The sequence below is a fragment of the Pseudomonas sp. TE21435 genome (genome assembly GCF_056279265.1).
Window position 1 is genome coordinate 5758574 of the sequence record NZ_JBWBQZ010000001.1, and the last position, 12598, is coordinate 5771171.

General features: G+C 65.8%; 16 protein-coding genes. 8 read left to right on the forward strand and 8 right to left on the reverse strand.

Translation table 11 applies throughout. From position 1 onward, the window contains the following. Positions 1–7 precede the first annotated feature (7 nt). Together ACZ9C1_RS26175 and ACZ9C1_RS26180 are read left to right on the forward strand one after the other, a co-directional pair. Positions 8–337 (forward strand): hypothetical protein, encoded by a 330-nt coding sequence (locus ACZ9C1_RS26175; protein WP_476254543.1) that lies wholly within the window; start codon positions 8–10, stop codon positions 335–337. Next, positions 255–1358: a TolC family outer membrane protein gene (locus ACZ9C1_RS26180; protein WP_476254598.1), complete on the forward strand. Its 1104-nt coding sequence runs from the start codon at positions 255–257 to the stop codon at positions 1356–1358. The genes ACZ9C1_RS26175 and ACZ9C1_RS26180 overlap by 83 nt, the downstream gene beginning before the upstream one ends. Before the next feature lie 108 nt (positions 1359–1466). Here ACZ9C1_RS26180 and ACZ9C1_RS26185 read toward each other — a convergent pair whose 3' ends face one another. Next, positions 1467–2654, reverse strand: a complete 1188-nt coding sequence (locus tag ACZ9C1_RS26185; protein ID WP_476254544.1) for an MFS transporter — start codon at positions 2652–2654, stop codon at positions 1467–1469. Positions 2655–2762: 108 nt separating this feature from the next. On the opposite strand from ACZ9C1_RS26185, the gene ACZ9C1_RS26190 reads away from it, so the two are divergent. After that, positions 2763–3647, forward strand: a complete 885-nt coding sequence (locus ACZ9C1_RS26190) for a LysR family transcriptional regulator (RefSeq protein WP_277503212.1) — start codon at positions 2763–2765, stop codon at positions 3645–3647. 109 nt (positions 3648–3756) lie between these two features. On the opposite strand, the gene ACZ9C1_RS26195 is transcribed toward ACZ9C1_RS26190, so the two are convergent. Next, on the reverse strand, positions 3757–4506 hold the full coding sequence (locus ACZ9C1_RS26195) for a 3-oxoacyl-ACP reductase family protein (RefSeq protein WP_277503213.1): 750 nt from the start codon (positions 4504–4506) through the stop codon (positions 3757–3759). Between the two features lie 124 nt (positions 4507–4630). On the opposite strand from ACZ9C1_RS26195, the gene ACZ9C1_RS26200 reads away from it, so the two are divergent. Continuing rightward, positions 4631–5560 carry a LysR family transcriptional regulator gene (locus ACZ9C1_RS26200; protein WP_277505567.1) on the forward strand — a complete coding sequence of 310 codons (930 nt, stop codon included), beginning with the start codon at positions 4631–4633 and terminating at the stop codon, positions 5558–5560. Between the two features lie 7 nt (positions 5561–5567). Here ACZ9C1_RS26200 and ACZ9C1_RS26205 read toward each other — a convergent pair whose 3' ends face one another. Beyond that, the gene (locus ACZ9C1_RS26205) at positions 5568–6050 is read right to left on the reverse strand and encodes a GreA/GreB family elongation factor (protein ID WP_102684215.1); all 483 of its coding nucleotides are present in this window, start codon (positions 6048–6050) and stop codon (positions 5568–5570) included. 2 nt (positions 6051–6052) lie between these two features. Further along, the gene (locus ACZ9C1_RS26210) at positions 6053–6451 is read right to left on the reverse strand and encodes a hypothetical protein (protein ID WP_277503214.1); all 399 of its coding nucleotides are present in this window, start codon (positions 6449–6451) and stop codon (positions 6053–6055) included. 135 nt (positions 6452–6586) lie between these two features. On the opposite strand from ACZ9C1_RS26210, the gene earP reads away from it, so the two are divergent. Both earP and efp read left to right on the forward strand, forming a co-directional pair. After that, positions 6587–7720 carry an elongation factor P maturation arginine rhamnosyltransferase EarP gene (gene earP / locus ACZ9C1_RS26215; RefSeq protein WP_277503215.1) on the forward strand — a complete coding sequence of 378 codons (1134 nt, stop codon included), beginning with the start codon at positions 6587–6589 and terminating at the stop codon, positions 7718–7720. Between the two features lie 48 nt (positions 7721–7768). Further along, positions 7769–8338, forward strand: a complete 570-nt coding sequence (gene efp / locus ACZ9C1_RS26220) for an elongation factor P (protein WP_012271109.1) — start codon at positions 7769–7771, stop codon at positions 8336–8338. 108 nt (positions 8339–8446) lie between these two features. Here the strand turns inward: efp and ACZ9C1_RS26225 are convergent, their stop codons facing one another. From ACZ9C1_RS26225 to ACZ9C1_RS26235, 3 genes are all read right to left on the reverse strand, one after another. Further along, positions 8447–8875, reverse strand: coding sequence for an organic hydroperoxide resistance protein (locus ACZ9C1_RS26225; protein WP_476254545.1), 429 nt, complete (start codon positions 8873–8875; stop codon positions 8447–8449). A 130-nt stretch (positions 8876–9005) separates the two neighbouring features. Beyond that, positions 9006–9461, reverse strand: a complete 456-nt coding sequence (locus tag ACZ9C1_RS26230) for a MarR family winged helix-turn-helix transcriptional regulator (RefSeq protein WP_102684218.1) — start codon at positions 9459–9461, stop codon at positions 9006–9008. Between the two features lie 55 nt (positions 9462–9516). Further along, positions 9517–10473 (reverse strand): LysR family transcriptional regulator, encoded by a 957-nt coding sequence (locus ACZ9C1_RS26235; RefSeq protein ID WP_046856564.1) that lies wholly within the window; start codon positions 10471–10473, stop codon positions 9517–9519. Positions 10474–10588: 115 nt separating this feature from the next. Here ACZ9C1_RS26235 and ACZ9C1_RS26240 point away from each other — a divergent pair, with 115 nt between their 5' ends. Then, complete coding sequence (locus ACZ9C1_RS26240) at positions 10589–11338, forward strand: sulfite exporter TauE/SafE family protein (protein ID WP_258701055.1); 750 nt, start codon at positions 10589–10591, stop codon at positions 11336–11338. A gap of 75 nt (positions 11339–11413) precedes the next feature. Here the strand turns inward: ACZ9C1_RS26240 and ACZ9C1_RS26245 are convergent, their stop codons facing one another. After that, the gene (locus ACZ9C1_RS26245; protein ID WP_476254546.1) at positions 11414–12265 is read right to left on the reverse strand and encodes a LysR substrate-binding domain-containing protein; all 852 of its coding nucleotides are present in this window, start codon (positions 12263–12265) and stop codon (positions 11414–11416) included. 96 nt (positions 12266–12361) lie between these two features. On the opposite strand from ACZ9C1_RS26245, the gene ACZ9C1_RS26250 reads away from it, so the two are divergent. Continuing rightward, on the forward strand, positions 12362–12580 hold the full coding sequence (locus ACZ9C1_RS26250; protein WP_031316004.1) for a DUF1127 domain-containing protein: 219 nt from the start codon (positions 12362–12364) through the stop codon (positions 12578–12580). Positions 12581–12598 lie beyond the last annotated feature (18 nt).

Genomic DNA, 12598 nt, shown 5'->3' on the forward strand with positions numbered 1-12598 from the left:
ACCGCCAGTGAAGAAGTTCCCACTGATCGGGCTGCTGCTGGCCTGCGCCTGGCTGCCGACCGCCGCCCAGGCCGCCATGGGGCCGTTCCAGGTATACGAGCAGGCCCTGCGCCGCGACCCGACCTACCTCGCGGCGTTCAAGGCCCGCGAGGCCGGCCAGGAATACCGCGCCATCGGCCGCGCCGGCCTGCTGCCCAGCCTGTCGTACAGCTACAACAAGGGCCGCAACGATTCCGAGGTGCGCTACCTCGGCGATTCACGCCGGCAAAAGGAAGACCGCACCTACAACAGCATGGGCTCGACCTTCATCCTCCCAGCAGCCGCTGTTCGACTATGAAGCCTATTCGAGCTATCGCAAGGGCGTGGCCCAGGCCCTGTTCGCCGACGAGAGCTTCCGCGACCAGAGCCAGCAACTGCTGGTGCGGGTGATGACCAGCTACACCCAGGCGCTGTTCGCCCAGGACCAGATTGCCATCAGCGTCGCCAGCAAGCAGGCCTACCGCCAGCAGTTCCAGCAGAACCAGCGGCTGTTCGACGCAGGCGAAGGCACGCGCACCGATATTCTCGAAGCCCAGGCCCGCTACGAGTTGGCCGATGCCGAGGAAATCAAGGCGCGTAACGAACAGGATGCCGCGCTGCGCGAACTGGGCGCGCTGATTGGCGAGCCGGCGGTGCGGGTCGAGGACCTGGCGCCGCTGCGGCTGGGCTTCGCCCTGCCAGTGGTCGACCCCAGCGGCTACGAGGCCTGGCAGGAGCGGGCCCTGGCCAACAACCCGCAACTGGCGTCATCGCGCCAGGCCCTGGAAGTGGCGCGCTACGAAGTCGAGCGCAATCGTGCCGGGCACCTGCCCAAGGTCACCGCGTTCGCCACCTCGCGGCGCCAGGAGTCGGACAGCGGCAACACCTACAACCAGCGCTACGACACCAACACCGTGGGCATCGAAGTCAGCGTGCCGATCTTCGCCGGCGGCGGAGTGCTGGCTTCGACCCGCCAGGCCAGCCGGCACCTGGAGCAGGCCGAGTACGAGCTCGACGGCAATACCCGCAGCGCCTTGATCGAGCTGCGCAAGCAGTACAACGCCTGCCAGTCCGGCGCCAGCCAGTTGCGTGCCTACGAGCGGGCGCTGGTGGCGGCCGAGGCGCTGGTGGTGTCCACACGCAAGAGCGTGCAAGGTGGCGAACGGGTGAACCTGGATGTGCTCAACGCCGAACAGCAACTGGCCACCACCCGCCGCGACCTGGCCCAGGCGCGCTACGACTACCTGCTGGCGTGGATCAAGCTGCATTACCAGGCGGGGGTGTTGAGCGAGACGCAACTGGCGCGGGTGGACGAAGCGTTCATCGAAGGCAAGCCCTGACTTCTGCGCGGGCCTCATCGCCGGCAAGCCGGCTCCCACAAATGTTGCGCGATACCCTGTGGGAGCCGGCTTGCCGGCGATGAGGCCGGTGTTGTCAGCAAAATACTTTCAGGCTGGCACCACTGCCTTCCCACGCCTGCGCTCAGCCAGCCCCCACACCAGCAGCGCCAGCGCACCGATCACCAGGCCGGCAACCACGATCCCATCCCAGCCATGCACCTCGAACAGCTGCGTGCCCAGCAGCGACCCCAGCGCTCCGCCGATGAAGTAGCAGGTGATATAACCGGCATTGAGCCGCGTGCGCGCCTCGGGGCGCAGCACGATCACCGCGTTCTGGTTGCTCACGTGCACCAGTTGCACCGCCAGGTCGAGCAACAGCACGCCCACCAGCAATGCCATCAGCGAGCTCTGTGCAAACCCCAGCGGCACCCACGACAGCAATAGCGCCACCAGCCCCACGGTGGTGCCCAGCGAGCCTTTGCCGCGGTCGGCCAGGCGTCCGGCCCAGTTCGCCGCCAGTGCGCCGATCGCCCCGGCCAGGCCGAACAGGCCGATCACCGCGTCGGAGTAATGGTAGGGCGCCTCGCTCAACAGGAATGCCAGCGGTGTCCAGAACAGCGCGAACAGGCTGAACGCCAGCAAGCCCAGCAGCGAGCGCAGGCGCAGCACCGGTTCTTCGACGAACAGGCGGAACACCGAGCCGATCAGCGCCGGGTATTTCAAACCGGCGTGGCTGTGGTGTTGCGGCAGGCTGCGGTACAGGGCGAGGGCACTGATGGCCATCAACACCGCGGCCAGCACGTAGATGCTGCGCCAGCCGCCCAGCTCGGCCATGAAGCCGGCGGCGGTGCGCGCCAGCAGGATGCCCAGCAACAGGCCGCTCATCAGCGTGCCCACGGCGCGGCCGCGTTGATCCGGCGCACTGAGCGCGGCGGCCATGGGTACCAGCACCTGGGCTACTACCGAGAACAGTCCGGTCAGCGCCGTGCCGAACAACAGCCACGGCAGGCTTGGCGCGCAGGCGCTGATCACCAGCCCGGCGGTGGCGATCAGCACCATGGTGACGATCAGCCGTCGTTGCTCGAACAGATCGCCCAGTGGCGCGAGCAGCAGCAGCCCGGCGCCGTAGCTGAGCTGGGCGGCGATGACGATGGTGCCGGCGCTGGCGGTACTCAGGCCGAACTGCTCGGCGATGCTGTGCAGCAGGGGCTGGGCGTAGTAGTTGCTGGCCACAGCCAGGCCGGTGGCGGTGGCCATTAGCAGGATGAGGGCGCGACCGAGGGTCGGGGAATTCATGGGCAGTCTCGTTGCAGGCAAGGTTGTGTGGCGACAAGTATCAGGAAGTGTCCTTCATGACGCCAATGTATAGTTATCAACTTATCAATCTTGAAAACAGATAGATCTATGAACCTGAAGCAGCTCGAATACGCCTTGGCCGTGGCCGACACCGGCAGTTTTACCCGCGCCGCCGAGCGCTGCCACGTGGTGCAATCGGCCCTCAGCCATCAGGTGGCACGGCTGGAGGCACAGTTGGGGGTAAGCCTGTTCGAGCGCAGTTCGCGGCGGGTGCGCCTGACCCCGGCCGGCGAGGCCTTCGTGCTCAGTGCCCGGCCGGCGGTGGCGGCGGCGCGGCGGGTGGCCGAGGACGTTGCCGCCGCCTGCGGGCAGGTGCGTGGACGTTTGTCGATCGGCGAGATCAGCTCGCTCACCGCGCTGGACCTGGTCGATCTGCTGGCGGTGTTCCATGAGCGCTACCCTGATGTGGACGTGCGCTGGTTGACCGCCAAGAGCGAGTTGCTTGTGTCGGACGTCTGCGAGCGGCGCCTGGACGTGGGCTTCATCGGCCTGTGGCAGGGCGAGGCGCTGCATGGCGTGCAGCATCGCCTGCTGGCGCGGGAGGAGTTGGTGGCAGTGCTGCCGCCTGGCCATCGGCTGGCGGGCAGGGCTCAGCTGGCCCTGGCCGAGCTGGCCGACGAGGTGCTGGTGGACTTTCCCGAGGGCACCGGGGCGCGTCGGCAGACCGACGAGGCGTTCCAGGCGGCAGGGTTGCGACATCGGGTGCAGTTCGAGATAGGCCATATCCGCCTGGTGGAGAAGTTCGTGCAGCGGAGCATGGCCGTGGGCCTGGTCCCCGAGCGTATCGCTCGGGGCTTCAAGGATGTCGCCAGGGTGCCGCTGGTGGATGCGCCGGTGCGGCACCTGTACGCGGTGTGGTCGCCCAGCCCCACGCCGGCGGCGCGGGCATTTCTGGACGTACTCGAAGAACAGCTGCTGGCGAACGGTGGATAACCCATCGTCGGCAAGCCGGCTCCTACAGGTGCGGCGCGGTTCTTGAAAGCGGCGCCGTACCTGTGGGAGCCGGCTTGTCGGCGATGAGGCCGAAACAGGCAATTACGAATCAGGCCGCAAACCCACCATCGGCCAGCAAGCTCGCCCCTGTGATGTAGCCGGCCTCAGGCCCCGCCAGATAGGCCACGAAGCTGGCGATCTCGTCCGCCTGGCCATAGCGCCCGATAGCCATCAGCGGGATCAGGCTCTCGGCGAACTCGCCACTGGCCGGGTTCATGTCGGTGTCCACCGGCCCAGGCTGCACATTGTTGACGGTGATCCCCTGCGGCCCCAGGTCCCGGGCCAGGCCCTTGGTCAGGCCGACCAGCGCCGACTTGCTCATGGCATAGGGCGCGCCACCGGCGAACGGCATGCGCTCGGCGTTGGTACTGCCGATGTTGATGACCCGCCCACCCTGGCCCATGTACTTCACCGCCGCCTGGGTGGCCACGAACACGCTGCGCACATTGACCGCCAGCAGCCGGTCGAAGTCGGCCAGGTCGAACTCGGCGACCGGCGCCACCGCCAGCACGCCAGCGTTGTTGACCAGGATATCCAGGCCCCCGAAGGCTTTCGCGGTGTCGGACACGGCCTGCTGCACGGCCTGGATGTCGGCGCTGTCGGCGCGCAGGGCCAGGGCTTGGCCGCCGCCGCTGTTGATCTCACCCGCCAAGGCCTCGGCGCTGGCGCTCGAGCTGACATAGGTGAAGGCGACCTTGGCGCCGTCGCGGGCCAGGCGGCGGACTATGGCCGCGCCGATACCGCGGGAGCCGCCCTGGACGAGGGCCACCTTGCCGGTGAGGGGAAGTGCTTGGGACATGCTGATCTCCTGCGTTCAAGCAAGGCCGGATGCCTTGGATGGACACAGTATCGACGCTCGATTACCTATTGATAAGATGGCAATCACGCTAGTCAGAATAAACCAGGAGTTGGCAATGGCCGCGATGGAATCCTTCAGCAGCCTGGAATGCTTCATCCGCAGCGCCGAAGTCGGCAGCTTTGCCGAAGCGGCCAGGCGCCTTTCGCTCACCCCCGCGGCGGTCGGCAAGAACGTCGCCCAGCTGGAGGCGCGGCTTGGTGTGCGCCTGTTCCTGCGCAGCACGCGCAAACTGACCCTGACCGAGGCCGGGCAGCGTTTTCTGGCCGAGGTGAGCGAGAGTTTTCGCACCATCCAGTATGCCGTGGCCAATCTGGCCAACTGCGAAGGCCACCCCTCGGGCGTGCTGCGGGTCAGCATGGGTACGGTGTTCGGGCGCCTGTACGTGTTGCCGTTGCTGGGCGAGTTCCTGGCCCGCTATCCGGCGGTGACGGCGGACTGGCATTTCGACAACCGCCAGGTCGACCTGATCGGCCAGGGTTTCGACGCCGCCCTCGGTGGTGGTTTCGAGCTGCCGCCTGGGGTGGTGGCACGCAAGCTGACGCCTGCGCACCGGGTGCTGGTGGCCTCGCCGGGCTATGTGCGTCAGCACGGGCCGATCGACCGGCCGGAGCAGTTGCAGGCTTGCGCCGGCATCCTCATCCGCTCGCCGCAGACCGGCAGGGTGCGCAGCTGGCCGCTGACCAGCCGCTGGCAGGAGCAACAGCCGCTGCAGCTGCCCCAGCGCCTGACCATGAGCGATTCGGACGCTGCCTGCGCGGTGGCCGAGCAGGGCCTGGGCATCGCCCTGGTCAGCCTGCCGTTCGCCTTGCCTTACCTGGCCTCAGGCCGGCTGTGCCGGGTGCTGCCGGACTGGTACGTCGACGATGGGCACATCAGCTTGTACTACGCCGAGCGCAAACTGTTGCCGGGCAAGACCCGCGCCTTCATCGATTTCGTGGTGGAGCAGTTTGCCGAGCAGGGGCTGGCACAGCGCTTCGATGCCTTGCAGCAATAACGCCCGGTCAGGCGATATCGATGATGAACTGCACCTGGGCCACCCCAGCCAGCACCAGGCGTACTTCGTCATCCACGCGCTTGCCGACCAGCTGCTGGCCTAGCGGTGCGCGAGGTGTGATCACCGTCACCAGCGCCTCTCCCTCACCAATCTTCAAGCCGGCGCCTTCGGGCCCGAGGAACAGCCTGCGACGCTGCCCCTGTTCGTCCTCCAGGGTCACCAGGCAGCCGACCTGGATCCCCCGCGCCGGGTCATAGTCGCGTGGCACCAGTTGCTGATAGGTCTGCAGCGCCTGGCGGATCTCGGCGGTGCGTCGAGCCTGCCCGGTGGCCAGGTACGAGGCCTCGAGCCCAAGGGTGTCGTATTTGTTCTCGGCGATATTCTCTTCGGCGGTGGCTGCCTCGTAGGCGGTCTGGGCGGCGCGGCGCAGCACCTCCATGTCGTGCTCGAGGGTGGTGACGATGCGCTGCAGCAGGGTGGCCTTGTCCATGGTCAGTAGCAGAACTCCAGCACGTTGGCCTGGCTCTTGTCGGTCGGCGCGGTGCGGTTCTGCTGCAGCCAGAACTGGCATTTGGGGCTGCTCAGGTTGCGCGGGTTGCCCTGGGCGGCCTCGGCGGCCTGCTGCAATTCCTGCTTGTGCAGGATGTCTTTGTAATGTTCGAACATCTGCGCCTGGGCATCGGCCGGTGGCGCTGGAGGAGCGGTTGGCGCATGCAGGACCTGCGCGGGGGCGGTGGCCTCGACCAGCGGTTGCACCTGCTGTGGCCACAGGTGCAGGGCCAGCCACAGGCTCACGGCGATCGCTACTGCGCCGAGCCACAGGCCGAGGGCGACGCACAGCACCAGTTGCACCGGTTTCAGGGTGATCTTCAATTCACGGGGGCGGGGCATGATGGCCTCCTGGCAGGCGGGGCGAGGGCGCCATTCTCGCATGCCGCGGCAGGTATTTTCAGTGCCGCGCTTTTGTTGGCCGGCATTTTTCAGCAAAATCCGCGGTCTTTTTTCCGCAGGTAACGGAACGTGGCGATGAAAACCACCTGGGACATCTTCTGCACGGTCGTCGACAACTATGGCGACATCGGCGTCACCTGGCGCCTGGCGCGCCAGCTGGCGAGCGAGCATGACCTGGCCGTGCGCCTGTGGGTGGATGACCTGCAAGCCTTCGTGCGCCTGTGCCCAGAGGCCGACAGCCAAGCCGAGCAGCAGTGGCGGCAGGGCGTCGAGGTACGCCACTGGCCGGCCACGTGGCAAGGCGCGGAGCCGGCGCAGGTTGTGGTGGGCGCCTTCGCCTGCCAGCTACCGCAGGCTTATGTCGAGGCCATGGGCGAGCAGGCCACGCCGCCCTTGTGGCTGAACCTGGACTACCTCAGTGCCGAAGACTGGGTGGATGGCTGCCATGGCTTGCCGTCGCCCCAGGCCAATGGGTTGCGCAAGTTCTTTTTCTTCCCGGGTTTCACCGAGAAGACCGGTGGCCTGCTGCGCGAAGCGGCCTTGCTGCCCCGTTGCCAGGCGTTCCGCCAGGCGCCTGACGAGCGGGCGAGGTTCCTGGCAGGGCTGGGCGTCCACCCCGAGGCCGGGGCGCGTCTGATCTCGCTGTTCGCCTACGAGAATCCACAGTTGGGCAACTGGCTCGACGTACTGGCCGAAGGCGCGCACCCCAGCCACCTGCTGGTACCGCAGGGGCGCATTCTGGGCGACCTCGGCCACTGGCTGGGCGAGGCGGACTTGGCCGTGGGGGCGCTGCATCGGCGCGGCGCCTTGACGGTCCAGGTGCTGCCTTTTGTCAGCCAGGACGACTACGACCGGCTGCTGTGGAGCTGCGATTTCAACGCCGTGCGCGGCGAGGACTCGTTCGTGCGGGCGCAATGGGCTGGGGTGCCGATGCTGTGGCACATCTACATCCAGGAAGAGAACGCCCATTGGGAAAAGCTCGAAGCATTCCTCGCCCTTTATTGCCATGGGTTGTCGGCCGCCGCCGGGCAGGCGCTTAGCGAGCTGTGGCGGGCCTGGAACATGGACCGCCCGATGGGGCAGGCCTGGCAGGCGCTGCAGCCACACTGGGAGGAAGTGCGCGAACATGCCCGCCAGTGGCAGGCCACGCAGGCCGCTCGGCCGGACCTTGCCACGAGGCTGGTACAGTTTTACCGAAATTCGCTATGATACGCGGCCTCGATTTTTATAAATCCATCCAGATTCGGATACTTCGTAATGAAAACTGGTAAAGAACTGAAACCCGGTACCGTACTGCGGATCGACAACGACCCGTGGCTGGTTCAGAAAGCTGAGTTCACCAAGTCGGGCCGTAACAGCGCGATCATGAAGACCAAGCTGAAGAACCTGCTGACCGGCTACAAGACCGAAACCGTATACGGTGCGGACGACAAGCTGGACGACGTGATCCTGGATCGCAAAGAAGCGACCCTGTCGTTCATCAGCGGTGACTCGTACACCTTCATGGACACCACCGACTACACCATGTACGAACTGAACGCCGAAGACATCGACGCCGTTCTGCCGTACATCGAAGAAGGCATGGAAGACATCTGCGAAGCCGTCTTCTTCGAAGGCCGCCTGGTATCGGTAGAACTGCCGACCACCATCAGCCGCCAGGTTGTCTACACCGAGAACGCCGCACGTGGCGACACCTCGGGCAAGGTCATGAAGCCTGCCAAGCTGAAGAACGGTACCGAGATCCAGGTTGCCGACTTCATCCAGATCGACGAGTGGATCGACATCGACACTCGCGACAACAGCTTCAAGGGCCGTTCCAAGAAGTAATCCTTCTTGCGATGAGCACGAAAAACCCGGCCTTGGCCGGGTTTTTTTGTGCTCGTGAAACCGTGTCGCCTTCATCGCGGGGCAAGTCGGCTCGCCCCGCGATGGCATTCACACCGTCACATGCAGGCGCACATCCACATTGCCGCGGGTGGCGTTGGAGTACGGGCAGACCTTGTGCGCCTTCTCCACCAGCCCTTCGGCGTCGGCCTGGGCCAGGCCAGGCAGGTTGATGTGCAGGTCGATGTCCAGGCCGAAACCGTCAGGGATCTGGCCGATGCCGACCTTGGCGGTGATCGAGGCGTCCGCTGGCAGGGCTTTTTTCTCCTGGCCGGCGACGAACTTCAGCGCGCCGATGAAGCAGGCCGAGTAACCCGCAGCGAACATCTGTTCGGGGTTGGTGCCTTCACCTCCGGCGCCGCCCAGCTCTTTCGGGGTGCTCAGCTTGACTTCCAGCTTGCCGTCGCTGGAGCGGGATTTGCCATCACGACCACCGGTGGAAGTGGCTTCTGCGATGTACAGCGGAGTGACCTTTTGCATCTTGAGCCTCGCTTGGGTGCTGTGCGCCGTCGGCGCTGAGTGGGTATGGGCTTAATTTAGTGCGCAATTATTTAGTGCGCAAGTTAAATATTCGACCATTCATCTGAACAGCCCTCTCACAGCATAGACGTCAGAGGTTTTCTTGCAGCTGCGCGCGCAGGGTGAGCAGGTCGGCTTGCAGCTTGCGCAACTGCTCGGCGCTGTGGCCGCTGGCCTGCAGGATGCATTGCGGCACGCGCTGGGCTTCGGCCTGCAGGGCGCGGCCCTTGTCGGTCAGTTGCACCAGCACCACCCGTTCGTCCTCGCGGCTGCGGCTGCGCTTGAGCAGGCCTTCGCTTTCCAGGCGCTTGAGCAGCGGGGTCAGGGAGCCGGGGTCGGTGAGCAGGCGCTGGCTGATCTCGCCCACGGTCAGGCCGTCCTGCTCCCACAGCACGAGCATGGCCAGGTACTGCGGGTAGGTCAGGCCCAGGGCCTGCAGCAAAGGCTTGTAGACCTTGGTCATCAGCAACGAGGTCGAGTGCAGGGCAAAGCAGACCTGGTTGTCCAGCAGCAGCGCGTCGCAGGGGGCTTGGGTGTCGGCGTTCATGCAGGTCCTTGGAATCGGTGAGTAATAAAATCTAGCACGCCAAAGCTTGGTGCGCTCATTGCCAGCGCAGCTCGCTTCTCAGCGCCAGGTCCCAGGGCGGCACCGGGCTGAAACGGCTCTTGAGGAATTCGAGCAGCAAGCGGCTGCGAGAGTTCGTTTCATGTTCAAGGCGCAGTGCATAAATCCCGCTGGTTTCGGGGGCCGGCAGGCCGTTGTCGCAGAACAGGGGGAGCAGTTCGCCGCGCAGCAGGTAGTCGCTGACCAGCCAGGTCGGCAGGTGGGCGATGCCCAGCCCGGCCAAGGCACCGAACAGCAGCGTCTCGGCATTGTTGGCGGCCATGCGCATGCGCGTCGGGCGGTACAGGCGGGTCTGGCCACCGACCTCGAAGCGCCAGGCGAACGGCGGTGCCAGGCCGTCCCAGTCGAGGCCGTCATGCCCAGGCAGCTCGCTGGGGCAGGCCGGAACGCCGCGATTGGCCAGGTACGCCGGGCTGGCGCAGGCGATCCGCACCATATAGGCCAGTGGCGTGGCCACCAGGCGCGTGTCGGCCAGGGGCCCCGCGCGCAGCACCAGGTCGACTTCGCCCAGGTGGCTGCCGTGCAGGTCAACGAAACTGTCGATCAGGCGCAGTTGCACGTCGAGCCCGGGGTAGGCGACCAGGAAGTCAGCGATGGCCGGAGCGAGGTGACGCCGGCCGAAAGCGGCCGGGGCGTCGATGCGGATCAGCCCTTCGGGGGCGTTGCTCAGGGATACCGCCTCGGCCCGGGCCAGGCGCAGTTCCTCGATGATGCGCCGGGCCCGTTCGGCGAACGCATTGCCGGCCGGCGTGGCGCGCACCGCATGGGTGCTGCGCGAGAACAGCCGGCTGCCCACCGCGTTTTCCAGGCTGTCGATGCGCCTGGCCACGGCCGAAGGCGTGAGCGGATGGCGACGGGCGGCGGCGGAGAAGCTGCCGGTCTCCAGCACATCGAGGAACAGGCTCAGTTGTTCGGTGAGGATATCGGGGCTCATGATGGCTCTGCTTTTGCGGATTACGCAAAGCCATTGTGCGCTGCTGTGCGTTTCCCCGCCAGCCGTGACTGGGTAGCATGCCGGCATTCTCTGAAAACAGGCGGATGAGGCCCGGATGATCGAGTGGTTGATGTATATCGTGTTGGGTGCCGCCCTGGGCACTGTGGGTGGCCTCTTCGGTATTGGTGGCGGGTTGATCGCGATCCCGGCGCTGGGGGTGCTGTTCGGCCTTGACCAGCAACTGGCCCAGGGCACCGCCCTGGTGATGGTGGTGCCCAACGTGCTGCTTGCGTTGTGGCGCTATCACCAGCGCAACCGCATCGAGTTGCGCCATGCCGTGCCGCTGTCGTTGTGCAGCTTTTTGTTCGCCTGGCTGGGGTCGATCTGGGCAGTGGGCATCGATGCCCAGTCGATGCGCCTGTATTTCGTCGGTTTCCTGGTGGCCCTGGCGTTGTGGAACGTGGCGCGCATGTTCCTGCCGGTGAAGCCGCCGAGCAACCAGCTGCGCTATCCCTGGCCATGGCTGGGCGTGCTGGGCAGCTTTGCCGGAACCATGGGCGGGCTGTTCGGCGTGGGTGGCGCGGTGGTGGCCACGCCGATATTGACCTCCGTGTTCGGCACCACCCAGGTGGTGGCCCAGGGGTTGTCGCTGGCATTGGCGGCGCCGAGCACCGCGGTGACCCTGCTGACCTACGGCCTGCACCAGAGCGTGGACTGGAGCATCGGGGTGCCGTTGGCGGTGGGTGGGTTGCTGAGCATCAGCTGGGGGGTGAAGCTGGCCCATGCGTTGCCGGAAAAGGTACTGCGCTCGATGTTCTGTGTGTTTCTGGTGGTGTGCGCGGTGATGCTCGGGTTCGAGCTCTGAGCGCAAGGGCTGCAGAGCCCATTGCCATCTGTGGGAGCCGGCTTGCCGGCGAAAAGGGCGCGAAGCGTCCTCGCCTTACTTGAACCCTTCGACGATGTACTCGGCCATGCAGTCGGTAATCGGCGAATGCTGCTGGTCATTGCGCAGCAGCATCACATTGGCCATGTGCAACTGCGGCAGGCCGTCGTCCTCGCCGAGGATGCGCAGGTCGCCGCCGATCAGGCTGTGCAACTGCGCGGTCACCGCCAGCCCCGCCTGCACGATGGCGAAGATCGCCGCCAGGCTTGGGCTGGTGTAGGCGATGCGGTACTCGATGCCGTGGCGCTCCAGGGCATTGCAGGTCCAGGCGCGGCAAAAGCAGTCGGTGTTGAACAGCGCCAGCGGCATGGGCCGCTGCTCCTGCGGGCAGAAGCCTTTGGCCGCGGCCCACACCAGGCGTTCCTGGCGCAGCAGCTGGCCGACCTCGTTGCCCGGCTCGCGGGTGACGATGGTCAGGTCCAGGTCCTGGCGCAGCATCAACTGCTTGGACGAATCGCAATGCACCTCGACATGGATCAGCGGGTAGGCCTGGGCAAAGCGGGTGAGAATACCCGGCAGGTAGCGCATGGCGTAGTCGTCCGGCGTGCCGATGCGCACCACCCCGACCATGTGCGGCATGCGCAGGGTGTTGAATACCTCGCCATGCAGCTTGAGGATGCGCCGCGCATAGCCCAGCAGCACCTGGCCCTCGGCGGTCAGGCGCACTTGGCGGCCGTCGCGCTCGAACAGCTGGCGCTGCAGGATGTCCTCCTCCAGGCGCTTCATCTGCATGCTCACCGCCGACTGGGTGCGGTTGACCACTTCGCCGGCGCGGGTGAAACCACCTTGCTCGGCAATGGCGACGAAGGTGCGCAGCACCTCGGCGTCGAGACTCTGATACTGGGACATGGCATCAATCTCCGAGATGCATGGCATCAGAAACATTCGTTGGATTGATCTTAGGCCTGGGACGAGACTGGAGCCATCCACAAGGAGGGCGTCATGATGAAAGGTCATTTCAACGTAGCTCACCAACCGGCCGCATCCCTGGGCCATCTGTGGCACGACGCCAGCGGGCTGGTGCTGCGCTGGTTCGAACTGCACCGCCAGCGCGACGAGCTGGCGCGCCTGAGCGATGCCACGCTGCACGATCTTGGGTTGTCGCGGGCGGACATCCAGCAGGAAGCCGACCGGCATTTCTGGGAGGACCCGTTGCGGAAATGAAGGTGGTTCCAATCGCGG

Excerpts from the sequence above, each read along its gene's own strand:
- ACZ9C1_RS26210 (WP_277503214.1), bottom strand. The coding sequence starts at position 6,451 with ATGCCCCGCCCCCGTGAATTGAAGATCACCCTGAAACCGGTGCAACTG.
- ACZ9C1_RS26250 (WP_031316004.1), top strand. The coding sequence starts at position 12,362 with ATGAAAGGTCATTTCAACGTAGCTCACCAACCGGCCGCATCCCTGGGC.
- ACZ9C1_RS26230 (WP_102684218.1), bottom strand. The coding sequence starts at position 9,461 with ATGAACGCCGACACCCAAGCCCCCTGCGACGCGCTGCTGCTGGACAAC.
- ACZ9C1_RS26185 (WP_476254544.1), bottom strand. The coding sequence starts at position 2,654 with ATGAATTCCCCGACCCTCGGTCGCGCCCTCATCCTGCTAATGGCCACC.
- ACZ9C1_RS26245 (WP_476254546.1), bottom strand. The coding sequence starts at position 12,265 with ATGTCCCAGTATCAGAGTCTCGACGCCGAGGTGCTGCGCACCTTCGTC.
- ACZ9C1_RS26235 (WP_046856564.1), bottom strand. The coding sequence starts at position 10,473 with ATGAGCCCCGATATCCTCACCGAACAACTGAGCCTGTTCCTCGATGTG.
- efp (WP_012271109.1), top strand. The coding sequence starts at position 7,769 with ATGAAAACTGGTAAAGAACTGAAACCCGGTACCGTACTGCGGATCGAC.
- ACZ9C1_RS26195 (WP_277503213.1), bottom strand. The coding sequence starts at position 4,506 with ATGTCCCAAGCACTTCCCCTCACCGGCAAGGTGGCCCTCGTCCAGGGC.
- ACZ9C1_RS26240 (WP_258701055.1), top strand. The coding sequence starts at position 10,589 with ATGATCGAGTGGTTGATGTATATCGTGTTGGGTGCCGCCCTGGGCACT.
- ACZ9C1_RS26190 (WP_277503212.1), top strand. The coding sequence starts at position 2,763 with ATGAACCTGAAGCAGCTCGAATACGCCTTGGCCGTGGCCGACACCGGC.
- ACZ9C1_RS26200 (WP_277505567.1), top strand. The coding sequence starts at position 4,631 with ATGGAATCCTTCAGCAGCCTGGAATGCTTCATCCGCAGCGCCGAAGTC.
- earP (WP_277503215.1), top strand. The coding sequence starts at position 6,587 with ATGAAAACCACCTGGGACATCTTCTGCACGGTCGTCGACAACTATGGC.
- ACZ9C1_RS26205 (WP_102684215.1), bottom strand. The coding sequence starts at position 6,050 with ATGGACAAGGCCACCCTGCTGCAGCGCATCGTCACCACCCTCGAGCAC.
- ACZ9C1_RS26225 (WP_476254545.1), bottom strand. The coding sequence starts at position 8,875 with ATGCAAAAGGTCACTCCGCTGTACATCGCAGAAGCCACTTCCACCGGT.